Source organism: Desulfatiglans anilini DSM 4660 (assembly GCF_000422285.1).
Taxonomy (GTDB): domain Bacteria; phylum Desulfobacterota; class DSM-4660; order Desulfatiglandales; family Desulfatiglandaceae; genus Desulfatiglans; species Desulfatiglans anilini.
On record NZ_AULM01000024.1, the window covers coordinates 46482 to 59635 of the forward strand.

Annotated in this window: 12 protein-coding genes; 5 read left to right on the top strand and 7 right to left on the bottom strand. The window is 59.4% G+C overall.

All coding sequences use genetic code 11. The annotated features are described in order from the left end of the window. Positions 1-9 precede the first annotated feature (9 nt). A complete protein-coding gene (gene ligA / locus H567_RS0115035; RefSeq protein ID WP_028322034.1) occupies positions 10-2025 on the top strand; it encodes an NAD-dependent DNA ligase LigA in 2016 nt (671 codons plus the stop codon). Positions 2026-2087: 62 nt separating this feature from the next. Here the strand turns inward: ligA and H567_RS0115040 are convergent, their stop codons facing one another. Further along, entirely contained in the window at positions 2088-2987 is a 900-nt protein-coding gene (locus tag H567_RS0115040) for a protoglobin domain-containing protein (protein ID WP_028322035.1), read from the bottom strand. A 349-nt stretch (positions 2988-3336) separates the two neighbouring features. On the opposite strand from H567_RS0115040, the gene H567_RS0115050 reads away from it, so the two are divergent. The 4 genes from H567_RS0115050 (at position 3337) to H567_RS0115065 (ending at position 6932) form a co-directional block, all read left to right on the top strand. After that, the gene (locus H567_RS0115050) at positions 3337-3873 is read left to right on the top strand and encodes a hypothetical protein (RefSeq protein ID WP_028322037.1); all 537 of its coding nucleotides are present in this window, start codon (positions 3337-3339) and stop codon (positions 3871-3873) included. A 169-nt stretch (positions 3874-4042) separates the two neighbouring features. Beyond that, on the top strand, positions 4043-5128 hold the full coding sequence (gene dctP / locus H567_RS0115055; protein ID WP_051184952.1) for a TRAP transporter substrate-binding protein DctP: 1086 nt from the start codon (positions 4043-4045) through the stop codon (positions 5126-5128). Further along, entirely contained in the window at positions 5116-5652 is a 537-nt protein-coding gene (locus tag H567_RS0115060) for a TRAP transporter small permease (RefSeq protein ID WP_035254641.1), read from the top strand. Before dctP ends, H567_RS0115060 begins: the two co-directional genes overlap by 13 nt. Continuing rightward, positions 5649-6932, top strand: coding sequence for a TRAP transporter large permease (locus tag H567_RS0115065; RefSeq protein WP_028322040.1), 1284 nt, complete (start codon positions 5649-5651; stop codon positions 6930-6932). The genes H567_RS0115060 and H567_RS0115065 overlap by 4 nt, the downstream gene beginning before the upstream one ends. Position 6933: 1 nt before the next feature. Here H567_RS0115065 and H567_RS0115070 read toward each other — a convergent pair whose 3' ends face one another. The 6 genes from H567_RS0115070 to H567_RS0115095 all read right to left on the bottom strand — a co-directional run. Continuing rightward, positions 6934-7446, bottom strand: a complete 513-nt coding sequence (locus H567_RS0115070) for a response regulator (protein WP_051184955.1) — start codon at positions 7444-7446, stop codon at positions 6934-6936. Between the two features lie 72 nt (positions 7447-7518). After that, a complete protein-coding gene (locus H567_RS0115075) occupies positions 7519-8823 on the bottom strand; it encodes a TRAP transporter large permease (RefSeq protein ID WP_028322042.1) in 1305 nt (434 codons plus the stop codon). Then, a complete protein-coding gene (locus H567_RS25220) occupies positions 8816-9292 on the bottom strand; it encodes a TRAP transporter small permease (protein WP_051184958.1) in 477 nt (158 codons plus the stop codon). Before H567_RS25220 ends, H567_RS0115075 begins: the two co-directional genes overlap by 8 nt. 293 nt (positions 9293-9585) lie before the next feature. Beyond that, complete coding sequence (locus tag H567_RS25225) at positions 9586-10677, bottom strand: TRAP transporter substrate-binding protein (RefSeq protein WP_051184960.1); 1092 nt, start codon at positions 10675-10677, stop codon at positions 9586-9588. A gap of 86 nt (positions 10678-10763) precedes the next feature. Beyond that, positions 10764-12083 carry a phenylacetate--CoA ligase family protein gene (locus H567_RS0115090; RefSeq protein WP_051184962.1) on the bottom strand — a complete coding sequence of 440 codons (1320 nt, stop codon included), beginning with the start codon at positions 12081-12083 and terminating at the stop codon, positions 10764-10766. Positions 12084-12268: 185 nt separating this feature from the next. Next, the coding region (locus tag H567_RS0115095; RefSeq protein ID WP_028322044.1) for a molybdopterin cofactor-binding domain-containing protein at positions 12269-13154 on the bottom strand (886 nt) is incomplete at its 5' end.

Here is a 13154-nt window from a genome sequence, read left to right on the forward strand (position 1 = left end):
GACGGCGTCATGAGCAAGCCCACACCCCGGGAAATCGAACGCGTCAGGCACCTGCGTGAGGAAATCCGGCGGCATAACCACCTGTATTACGTCCTCGACAACCCCGAGATCTCGGATGCCGAATATGACCGGCTCTTCGACGAACTGAAGGCCTTCGAAGAGAAATACCCCGAACTGGTCACACCCGACTCGCCCACCCAGAGAGTCGGAGCGGAACCGCTTGAAAAATTCAGGACGCTCCGGCACACCGTCCCCATGCTGAGCCTCAACAAGTGCACCACCGAGGCCGAATTTCGGGATTTTCACCGGCGGGTCAAGGATCTGCTGAAGGTGCCCGAAACGGATATCCATTACACCGTCGAGCCGAAATTCGATGGTCTGGCGGTCGAGGTCCGATACGAAAAAGGGGCGTATTCCCTCGGGGCGACCCGAGGAGACGGGACGGTCGGTGAGGATGTGACACACAACCTCAAGACCGTCAAATCCATCCCGCTGAAGCTCATGGGGAACCCCGTGCCCGATACGATCGAGGTGCGGGGTGAAATCATCATGAGCAAGGAGGATTTCGCAGCGCTCAACCGGGACCGCGTGGAACGCGGAGAACCCCTTTTCGCCAACCCGCGCAACGCCGCAGCCGGGTCCGTGCGGCAGTTGGACCCGCGCATCACCGCCTCACGCCCCCTGGGCATGTTCGCTTACGGCATCGGCCGGATGGATTCCCCCCAACCGGCGACCCAGTGGGAAACACTTGAAGCCCTGAAAAAACTGGGGTTCAGGGTCAGCCCGCACATCCGCCTCTGCAGAAGCGCCGAAGAGGTGCACGCCTTCTATCATGAGATCCTGGAGATCCGTGACAGCCTCCCCTACGAAATCGACGGCATCGTCATCAAGGTGGACGCCTTCGACTTTCAGCGGAGCCTCGGGGAACTCAGCCGAAGCCCTCGATGGGCCGTCGCGTGGAAGTTCCCGCCCCAGCAGGAACACACCGTCGTCAAGGACATTCTCGTCAGCGTGGGGCGCACGGGCGCCTTGACGCCCGTCGCGCTGCTCGAGCCGGTCCGGGTGGGAGGCGTGGAGGTGAGCCGCGCAACCCTCCACAACGAAGACGAGGTCCACAAGAAGGACGTGCGGGTGGGGGACACCGTCGTTATCCAGAGGGCCGGGGACGTCATCCCCGAGGTGGTCAAGGTCATCCACTCCAAACGCCGGGGCGACCCGCCGCCCTTTACCATGCCGGAGACCTGCCCGGTATGCGGCTCCAAGGTCGAGCGGCTGCCGGGGGAAGCGATCCACCGCTGCACGGGCATCGCCTGCCCCGCGCAGGTCAAGGAGCATCTGGCCCATTTCGTCTCCAAAGGGGCCATGGACATGGAAGGACTCGGCTACAAGTTCCTCGAACAGATGGTGGACAGAGGGATCATTCGGGATCCGGCCGACCTCTATTTTCTCACCAGGGAAGACCTCATGAAGATGGACCGCATGGGGGACAAACTGGCTGAAAACCTTCTGGCGGCCGTTGAAAACAGCCGGAATCCTACGCTCACGAGCCTCATTTACGCTTTGGGGATCCGAAACGTCGGGAGGCATTTGGCCGGTGTGCTCGCACACCATTTCCATTCCATCGAAAACCTCGCCCGCCAAAGCAAGGAAGATCTCGAGCAGGTGCACGAGATCGGGCCCACCATCGCCCTCAGCGTGACCAATTTCTTCAATAACCCCAAGAACATCACCTTCATCGAAAAGCTGAAGAGGGGCGGAGTCGCCTTCCCCGTCGAAGAGGCGGAGTCACGGGATGCATCCCTTGCCGGGAAGACCTTCGTGCTGACCGGGGTGCTCCAAGGATACACGCGGGAGGAGGCTCGGCGCCTGATCGAGAAACTCGGCGGCAGGGTGACCGGTTCGGTCAGCCGCAAAACGGATTACGTGGTGGCCGGCCGGGATCCGGGGTCGAAGCTTGACCAGGCGCAGCGGTTGGGGATCACGATCCTCGACGAGGCGGCGTTTCGCGACATGACGGGCGGGTGAACATCCGGGTGAACCCCGTTCCTGGCGGCACCCTCGATCGGACCCGGGAAGAAGTCCGCTTGTCAGGACCGGCTGCGAGGCTCGATCTTGGCGGTCAGATAAAAGACGATGCCGAGGACCAGCAGGCCGCCGATCAGCAGAGCGAAGGTGACGGCGTCCTTTTCATCGATGGCCGCCACGAACAGCTTGCGGATGAAGGCGACCAACGCCAGTTCGACAAAGACCTGGACACGGAAGCCGCCCCCCCGGAGATGCTCCACCTGGGTGTGGAGGAGTTCGATCATCATCCACAGGATCAGGAGGGAGCCGAGGGCGCGGATGATGCCGGTCTCGAGGGTCTCCCGCAGGGCATAAAGGATGTCCGAGACCAGGAGCCCCGCCACCCCTGCAGACATGAGCACCAGCCCCACCATGAGCACCAGATTCAGGCCGTGAAGCAGGCGTTCGGCCCAGCGCACCAGCCAGAGCTCCGCCCGGTGCGAGATGAACACCTTCTTGAGTTCGGCCTCCCGGTAGGAACTCGTCATGACGTCCAGACTGATGTCGAGGACCTTGTTCATGGTCTCCACCAGGTCCTGGCGGCGGGAGGTGTCCTGCACCTCGGCGACGAGGTGGCTGATGCAGAAGGTTCGGATGAAATTCATGGCCGCGTTGACGTAATGCCCATTCAGTCCGATCTTCACGTGGATCTTGCCGATCCGCTGCAGGCGAAGCAGGTACCGGTGATCGTAGTCCGCCGTCAGGAGGTCTCGAAACCAGCTCTTGATGGTGTATTTGCGTTTTGCGACAGCCGCATCGGTGGTGAAGTAGGCCGCGGTCTGCGGAGTTTCCAGGAGAAAGGTGTAAAAATCCTCGGCCAGTTGATCTCCATACGGCAGCAAGATACCCGCAAGCTCCGCGAGATTTTTATCGTCGAGCGTCGAAAACCGGTAGTGCTTGCGAATGTCCTGCATATTTTCCATCAAGTGACCTCCAACTCGGGAGCGGCTTGTCGAAAACGAGACGATCATCCACCCTGTGGATTCTACTTGCCTTTTTGCCGATGTCAACCAAAAGGCCGTTCGGGACCGTCGAACGGCCTTTTGCGGCGAGAGTGACAGGGGCCTGGAATGCGCCGGAAAAGATCCCCTGGAAACATCGGACGGCGCGTCGCCGCATCCGGACGGCTCTTGTCAAGTCCATCCTGATCACGGATCTTTCAGGAGGCGAGCCGTTTTTTCAGCATGATCCGACCTCCCGGGCCGGCCGTCCTCATGGAACCGGCCGTCTTTCAACAGCATGCATTGTCCAGAACAACGAAAGTCCTCCGTCATGAAGGACCGCTCTTTCAAAAGACACACCATCAGGAGGGTGCTGGCCGGCATCGCTGCAGCGGCATGGCTGATCCTGTTCTCAGGCTGCTCCGAGGACGAGCGGCTGAAGCGGGAGATCCGTGAGGATGCCAGGGCCGGACGCTTCGATGAGGCCGTCGCGAAGGCGCGCGACTACTTTGCGGCGGACAAGCTCACCCTCATGGTCTTGCTCGAAACCATCGCCATCGAGCGCAATCGCGCCGAGAAAGCAACCTACCGGCATCACCTCGCTCTCGAAGCAGTGGAGTGGGAAAAGACGGACTCCGGGATCTCCCTTTCGGGCGGGATACGCAATTCCGGGGACCGGACCCTGACCGGTTACGGCATCAAGGTGACCCTGCTGCAGAACATCGAACGGAAGGAGACCTTTTTCTTCTCTCGAATCAAACAAATACCCGCCGGGGGTCTCGGCGTCTTCCGCTACGAAAGAAAAACCCAGGCGCCGTTTGATCACGTGCTGCTCGAAATTCATGATTTCGGGATCGAAGACGACTGATCCCTCTTTCTTTCCGCTTGACAGGGGACAAGCCCCTGCTTCATCTTGTCACCTGACACATCCGGCCGGAAAAGGATCCCGCCCCGCCAAACCCGTTCCCGTCCTCTCCAGATCATGTCAGCCGCGCGGATAGCTGGAGGAACGGCAGCGCACCAAGGAGGACTCCGAGATGAAAAAAAATCCCCTGCGCCACGGCATTCTGACGCTGTTATCGGCCGCGCTGTTTTTGATTGCGGCAACCCCGGTCTCGGCGGAAAAAGCCGAATACAGCATGGTGATCGCCCATCTGTATCCTGCCGACATGGAAAGCAACGAGGTGCATCCAGCCCTCGTCCGCTTCGCCGATATCGTCCAGACCCAGACCGGCGGCGCCGTGGAGGTCAAGATCTTCGGGGCCATGCAGTTGGGAACCGAGATCGAATACACCGCCAAGGCTCAACAGGGGAAAACCGTGCAGGCCGCCGTCCTCTCCTCAGGCGCCTTTTCCTCTTTCTTCCGAAAATACCAGGTGATTACAACGCCCTTCCTTTTCGACGATTACAACACCGCCTGGGCCTTTTTCGACAGTGAATGGTATGCGGGCTTCATGGACGAGATGCGGAAGGCGACCGGTCTGCGCTGGCTGGGGACCTTCGATGAAGGTGGCGGGTTCGTGGCCTTCACCAACGACAAGCGGCTCATCAAAACGCCTGAAGACATGAAAGGCTTGAGGATCCGCGTCGAGGAAAACCCCGCGCACATCGCCGTCATGGAATCGCTCGGCGCCAAGGCCGTCCCGCTCGAGTGGGGGCAAGTCCCCACCGCCCTTCAGACCGGGGTCGCCGACGGCCAGTTCAACGCGCCTGGGCTCAACACCGCGATGCGCTTTTGGGACACGTGCAAATACACCACCTGGACGGGCCACATCTACAATACGGGCAACTGGGTGGTCAACGACGAGTGGTTCAAGAATCTGCCGGAAACCTATCAGCAGATCATCCTGCGCGCCGCCCGCCAGGCCGTCGTCTATGCCCGCGGGGTCGCGGCACACCTTTGCTACCTCGGCTGGAAGGAAGGCACCCGGAAGTACAAGGACCATTACATCCCGAGCAGTCAGGAAAAAGAGGCCTTCAAGAAACTCATGCGGCCGGCCTTTTTCACCTGGGCGACGAAGGATTTCGGTCTCGCCCCGGAGCTGCTCAACGAGGTCTGGACCACGGTAGACGGCATCAGCAAAGGACTTGACCAGGAATATCATGACAAGTGGGGCCGTTAGCAGGCCCCATCCCCGCCGCCATGGACCTGATCGTCTCCTTCAGCGATAAACTGAACGGCATCGTGCTTCGCCTCTGCGGAGCCATGGTGGCGGTGCTCCTCGCCATCAATGTCTACGGGGTCTTCTTCCGTTATGCGCTGAACGACCCCCTGCCCTGGCCCCTGCCTGTTTCGCGCATCCTGCTCGTCTGGATCGCGCTCCTCGGAATCAGCGTCGCCCTCAAGGCGGGTGAACATGTCGCCGTCGAAGGGGTCGTTCGCTCCCTGCCCGCGCAATATGAAAAAACCATCCGGCTGGCCGGCTATGCGGCCACAGGGATCTGGCTCGCGGTGGTCCTGTGGCAGGGATGGCTCGCCACCGTCGCGGCCGACCAGATGATGATGATCTCGGCGAAGCTCCAAATCTCTTTCAAATGGCGGCTGGCGGCCGTGCCGGCCAGCGCCGCCGTCCAGCTCGTCCATATTCTCGCCTGCCCTGCGATCATCCAGGCCGCCATGGAGCAAAGAGCTGAGGAACTTCCATGACGACCGTCCTCATCGCCTTCATCCTTCTCCTGATTCTGGCCGTCCCGATCGGTTATATCATGGGCATCTCGTCCCTGATCGGGCTCTTCCAGATGGGCGGCTGGGAATACCTGGAGCCTGTGGCCGTATCGCTCCATTCCGGCACATCCGGATACATCCTCGTCTCGATCCCTTTCTTCGTCCTTACGGCGGAGATCCTGAATCAATCCGGCATGACCACCAGGCTCGTGGCCTTCGCCGACAGCCTTTTCGGGCACCTGCGAGGCGGGCTGAGCCATGTCAACATCTTCGTCAGCATCCTGTTCGCCGGTCTGACCGGCACCGCGATCACCGATACCGTAGCCGTAGGCGGCATTCTCATCCCGGCCATGAAAAAACAGGGGTATACCGCCGGCTATGCCGCAGCTGTCACCGCCGCCTCGTCGGTCATCGGACCGATCATACCCCCGAGCGTCGTGATGGTGATCTACGCGAGCATCCTGAGGCTTTCCGTCCCGGCCCTCTTCGCTGCGGCCCTCATCCCCGGGCTCCTTTGCGGCCTGGGCCTGCTGGCCCAAAGCTGGGTCCTGAGCACGCGGCGGAAATACCCGAAATCGAACCGCGCCGCCCTCGGGACGGTAGCCCGTGCAGCCATCCAAGCCACACCGCCCATGGGCGTGGGGCTTTTCATCCTCGGCTGCATCCTTTTCGGCATCACGGATGTCTCGGAGGCCGCCGCCGGCGGCGCTCTCTATGCGATCCTTCTCGGCTGGATGGGGTATCGGAGCCTCGGTCTGCGGGAGATCTGGCAGTCGATGCTGAACACCGTCGTACTCTCGGGGATGATCTTCCTGCTCATCGGGGCCGCCGCGGCCCTGGGCTGGTTCATCACGCTGTCGGGTGTCGTGGAAGAGACCGGCAAATGGGTGGCTTCATTGGACGCCAGCCCCTATATCATTCTGACGCTCGTGGACGCGGTCGTTCTGATCGCCGGCATGTTCATCGACGTCATCCCCGCCGCTCTAGTGCTGGGTCCGGTGCTTTCACCCGCCATGACCCAGCTCGGCGTCGATCCGATCCATTTCGCGATGGTCATGATGGTCGGGTTGAATATCGGCAACACCACGCCTCCCATGGGAATGAGCCTGATGACCGCCTCGCGCATCGCCCGCATCCCCTATGAAGCCTGCTTGAAGGACGCCGGCTGGTTCATCTGCGCGGAGATAGGCATCCTGCTGCTCGTGACCTACCTCCCGGTTCTTTCCCTTTGGCTGCCGCAGCTACTGGGCTACACGAACTAGATCAATAAGAGATGCGTTTCTCGATGAAATCCTTGTGCTCCTTTTTCCACTCCTCTCCGAACTTCCTCTCGTAATAGGAACCCAGCCTCTCGAGCCAGCGCCACCAGGGGCTCCGGCCCCTTTCCCGGGCCTCGAGGACATCCTCCAAAAACAATTGGATGTCGTTCAGTTTTTCCTTGGGGACATAGGAAGCCGCCCCCTCATGCAGAGACTTCAGGGTATTTTCGGGAGACAAGGCGTGCGCTGTGAGCATTACCGCCGGCACCCCCCTGCTTCGGGCGATTTGAAGCAGATTGAAGCCATCCACGCCCATGATGTCCAGGACCGCGAGGTCGTAATGCCTGGTATTGAGCAGCTCCGCCGCTTCATCGAAAGTGGAAGCGGCCGTGATGGAACACATGGGAAGCAGGTCCTCGAGGCTATCGAGCACATCCGGTTCATCATCTACGATAAGGACCTTCTTCCCTTCCAGCCGAGATAGCGCGGCGCCTTTCTCAGATCCCTTTTTAGCCATAGGTTCATCTCCCTAATAAGGATACGCTCTTGCGGACAAAAAACGGCGGCCCGAAAAGCCCTCGCACGCACCCTACTCGATCAATTCCGGCAGAAACGTCGCAATGGAGGGAAACGCGATGATCGCCGCGGTCCCTACGATAAGAGCCAACAAAAAAGGAACCGAGCCCCTGAAAATCGTCATCAGCGGGACGTCCCCGGCGATACCCCGCACAATGTAGACGCATATTCCCACCGGCGGGGTGATGGTGCCCATGTGCGTGACGAGCACGATGACAATCCCGAACCAGATGGGGTCATATCCCAGATTCACCACGATCGGGTAAAAGATGGGAATCGTCAACATGATGAGCGCCATCGAGTCGATGAAGAAGCCCCCGATCAGAAAGATGAGGCATATCAAAGCCATGATCGCCCATGGAGGCCAGTGGATCATCCCGACGGAACTGGCCAGATCCATCGGGATGCGGGTCAGGGCCAGGAAGTGTCCGAAGACGGTAGCCCCGGCGATCAGCATGATGACCATGCAGGAGATCTTCAAGGTCCCGTAAACGGCGTTCAAGAAATTCTCCCATGAAAGCTTTCTCTGCGCCACCACGATGGTGAGGATCAGCATCGCCCCCACAGCCCCTGATTTCGTGGGCGTGAACAGCCCCATGACGAGGCCTCCCATCACGAATGCGAAGACGGCGATCGTTTCCCAAAGGTGCCGCAGGGAATACAGCATTTCCTTCAGGCTGAATTTCTCTCCTTTGGGGCCCTGCTCCGGCTTCCACAGGCAGTAGATCCAGATGGCGACCATGAAGAGAACCGTGATGAATATGCCGGGTACGATACCGGCGATGAACAGGCTCCCGATGGACTGTTCGGTCAGGATACCGTAGATGATGAGGACCACGCTCGGGGGGATCAGGGAGCCCAACCCCCCGCCCGAGGCCACGGAGCCGGTCGCGAGTTGCCCTCCGTAGTCGTACCGCTTCATCTCGGGCAATCCGATGGTCCCCATGGTGGCCGACGTGGCGGTAGCCGATCCGCAGACGGCCCCGAAGGCCGCGCAGGCCATGACCGTGGCCATGGCCAGTCCTCCCCGGACCCGCCCGATGAATTTATAGGCCACGTCGTACAAGTGGCGGCTGACACCGGCATAAAAGGCGATGTAACCCATGAAGACGAAAAGAGGGATCAGGGTCAGGCCGTAGGATGAAAATACGCTGAAAACGTCCACGGCCAGGAGCTTCATGCCCGCCCTCAGGTTCGTCAAATAGCTGTACCCGAGGAACCCCACGATGGCCATGACGTAGGCGACCGCCATTCTCGTAAAAAAAAGCACCAGCAGGAGCACGATGCCGATGATGCCAACAAGCGTAAAATCACTCATCCCGATCGCCTCCCCTCACATACACCAGGAATTCAATGAACATGATCAACGCCAGATTGAGGCAGGCGAAGGACACTCCGTAAATGAGATAAAACGTGGGAAATTGAAGAGTCGGGGAGACTTGGCCGGCCTGCCCCATCTCTCGGGCATAAAGGAAGCATTGCCAGGCGACAAGGCAGAAGAACAGCGTCGTGATCAAGGTCACTAGGCAATCGTTGATTCCTTTGACCCGTTTGGGAAACCGCATATAAAGCAGATCCACCCCCACATGGCCTTTCTCGATCTCCGTATAGGGCAGCGCAAAAGACAGCAGCAAAAAAGCCATCATACCGACGAGTTCCTCCGAGCCCAACAGAGGGTGCCCGAACAGACTGCCCACGACATCCGCGCACGTGAGAAGCATCATCCCCAAAAGGCAGATCCCCCCCAACTTCACCAGAAAATCCGAAAGCGCTTTTGCGATCTTCATCTACCGCGCTCCTGACTTGTGGGGGATCGGGAAAAAAATTGCTCGATCCCTCACAATGGTTGCCGTTCAGATTTCAATGCATTTCCATCCCGGAATGGTCTTCCTTACCGATCTGGGCCTCCACCTGTACGTCTGTGCGGGGCGACCTGCAGGCCGCCCCGCACAGACGCTTGGTTCCCCGACAGGGGTCATACCACGACCCGCACCGAAGGGGTGGGACTGCGCACCCGGAGGATGAGAAGAAAAAAACCTCCCTGCAAATATTCCTCCGATCGTACCTCATTCAGCTGAATCTATTCCGCCTCTTTGTATTTGCTCTTGAATTCCCCTTTCTTCGCATCCTCGAGCCTCTTCTGGACGAACTTCAGCACCTCGTCTCCGGGAAGGTTCTTCGCCTTGGTTTCACTGGTATACTCATCCAGAACGGGCTGGACGGCTTTGGTCCACCGCGCCGATTCCTTCGGTCCGATCCCGATCATGGTATTCCCGTAATCCAGCAGGAAATTGATGCCTTCGAAGGCCCCCGCCTCCCAGGCCTTGCCATGCCTGAAGACCCATTCGCTGTTGATCTCCTCGATAATCGCCTTGACGTCGTCCGGAAGGGCGTTCCATTTGTCCTTGTTCATGGCGACGAAAAACCCGAGGGAATAGGCGGTCGGGTAGCACGCGATGACATAGTTCGTCACCTCGGCCATTTTCCAGCCCTTGTTGGATTCGAGCGGGTACAATCCACCGTCGACCACGCCCTTCTGAAGGGCCTGGTAGAGTTCGTTCATGGGAAAAGCGGCCGGCGTCCCGCCGAGAGCCTGGATCATGCTGGCTGTCGGGCCATGGGAGCGGATCTTCAGGCCCTTGAGGTCCTCCATCTTGTGGACGGGTTTGTCCTTGGTGTGGATGAAGCCGGGGCCGTGGGCATGGAGGTACAACAGCTTCACCTCGTCCAGTTCGGCCGGCTGGAATTTCTCATACACCTCGTTGATGATGGCCGTCGCCACCTGCCCGCTCGGGAAACCCAAAGGCAGATTGATGAAGTCCATCAGCGGAAAACGTCCCCGGGTGTATTGCAGCACGGAGCACCCCATATCGGAAAGCCCCTCTTTCACCCCCTGATAGCATTGCGAAGCATCCGTCAGGGTCTGGCCCGGATAATGCGCGATTTTCACCCGCCCGTCGGTCCTTTTCTCCACCTCCCTGCACCAGGCCGCCTCCACCTTGCTCTGGGAGTGGGTGGGGGGCATGAATCCGCTGTAGGTGAGGTGGATGACATCCTTGGCATCCGCCGCACCCGGCATCAGAAGGCCCGTCAAGAGCATGGCAAAAAAGGCCAGGCCTACACCAAGCACAACCCCCGGAGAAAAATGACGCTCGACCGATAACTTTTTCATTTCCAACCCCTCCCTTTCTGTTGAGAACCCATGATGAAAAAACGGGAACCCTGCCATCCTGTGCAGGGTTCCACTGACACGCGGTATTACGTTTCCCGGATGACCCTTTTGGCCTTCAGTTCGAATCGGGGCAGTTCACCGACCCCGACAATCTCCACTTCCGGCGTAAACGTCACCATATATTTGAAGTGTTCGATGAAGTCACGGACGGCCCGTTCCAATTTTTCCGCCGAAACGTCCTCGGAAGCTGGTTCCACGCGGATCCGGATGCGTTTTCCGCTGCCCATCCTTGGAACCACGATCTGATACTCGTTGGAGAATACCTCCACCTCTCTGATGAGATTTTCGATGGCCGATGGGAATACATTGACCCCGCCAAACTGGAACATGTCGTCCGAACGTCCCAAGATTCCCCCCTCCAGCCTCAGGAAGGTTCTGCCGCAATCGCAGCGCTCCCGGTTGAATTTGACCAGGTCTTTGATGCGGTACCTGAGAAGGGGCATGGTCTCACAGCACAGATTGGACAGGACCAGTTCGCCAACCTGTCCGTTTTCAACCGGCTGAAGGGTCTCCGGATCGAGGCACTCGGCGTAAAACATGGCCTCGTTCACATGGGTTCCTTTCTGAGAAATGCACTCGAAGCCGAAGTTCGAGATCTCGCTGGAGCCGATGTCGTCATAGCACTTGGCCCCCCAGGTCTCTTCGATGGCTTGTTTGGTCGACAGAACATTGGCGCCGGGTTCCCCCGCCGCCACGATGATGGAAACCTTCGAATCCCTTAGGGACACCCCCATCTTCTTCGCGGTTTCACCCAGATATAGCAGATAAGTGGGCGTCCCGCACACGACCGTGGCTTCCCAGTTGAAGATATTCCTGACCCTGTCCTTGGAAGACTGCCCCCCACCGGGGACGATCATGACCCCCGCCTGCTCCAGCGCCGCCTGGAAGCCCCACCAGGCGATATACAGGCTGTACCCGAAGGGGACGAAAAGGATGTCGGAGGTCTTGATGCCGTAGGCATGCATGAAATACATGAACTGTTCATAGAAGTGAACCGTCCAGTCCTTCTTATTGAGCATCACCCGGACCGGGATGCCGGTGGTGCCGGTCGTCTGGAAGACGCGCACGCCCTCTTCCGGGGGTACGCACATGAAGTCGCCCCAGGGGGGATGTTGCGCCTGGCTCTCCCTCAGCTCTTCCTTGACGGTGAACGGGATCCTCGAGATATCCTCCAGGCTCCGGATATCCGCAGGTTTGATGCCAGCCTCGTCGAACTTTCTCCGGTACATGGGGCTTCGTTCGTACACATAAGCCATACGCTCCTGAAAACGCTGCAACTGAAGTTCCTGAAGCTGGTCGCGCGGCAGCGTTTCCAACGGCTTGTTCCAGTAGCTCACCTGATCCATTCGGACCCTCCAAGATCGAGATTTCCCTGTGCGCGCCGGGATCGCCGGCGCGTCATCCTATGTTTGACCCTTCCTTCCGGCAGGGTTCGTTCCCGGGACCGGCCGGAAGAAAATCTGGCTAGTGTCCGCCCGGAAACGATTACCCGGTATAACCCGGCCTCCAGTCCGGAAATGAGGATTTTGCTTTACACGCTGCGGCTGCCAAGACCCTTCAAAATCTTCTCGGGCGTAAACGGCGTAGAGAAGAGCCTGACGCCCACGGCATCGTAGATGGCGTTGGCGATGGCCGCCAAAATGGCGGAGACGTAGCCTTCTCCGACTTCCTTGGTGCGATAGGGCTGCCCGACCCTGTACTGCTCCGTGATCACGTCTATATGCTCGGAGGGGGCGATGTTCCTGATGCAGGGCATACGGTAGTCGAGCCAGTTCGGGTTGAGTGTCCGCCCCTCTTCCATCATGATCTCTTCCATGAAAGCGTGCCCGAGCGCCATCGATATCTGTCCGTCGATCTGCCCTTCGACCAGGAGCGGGTTGATAGGGAAACCGCAATCGTGGGCCGTGACAGCCCTCAGGAGCCTGACCTTCCCTGTCTCGGTGTCCACCTCCACCTCCGCCGTCTGGGCATCGAAGGCATAGTTTTCCGTCCACCTTCCCTTGGTCGTAGCCAGACTCGGATGCGTTGGTTCGTCCCTCATGGTCCGCCAGTGGCCCTCTCCGATGATCGGATCCCCCCGGCGCGTCTGGATGCTCAGCGCCACCAAATCCCCGTAGGTAAGCGCCTTGCTGGGGGACCCCGCCACATAAACCTTCTTGTCCTTCAGCACCAGGTCATCGATGCTCGCCTCGAGCTGCTGAGACGCAAGTTCGAGGAGTTGTTTGCGGACATTGCCGGCCGCCACCCGTGTGGCATTTCCGCACACGTAGGCGTTGCCGCTGATCCAGGAACCGATGTCCACGGGCGTCGTTTCGGTGTCCGCGGCGATCACCTGGATCTCCGCCATCGGGATCTTCAACTCCTCGGCCACGATCTGCGAATGAATCGTTTCGGCCCCCTGCCCGATATCCAGCGCG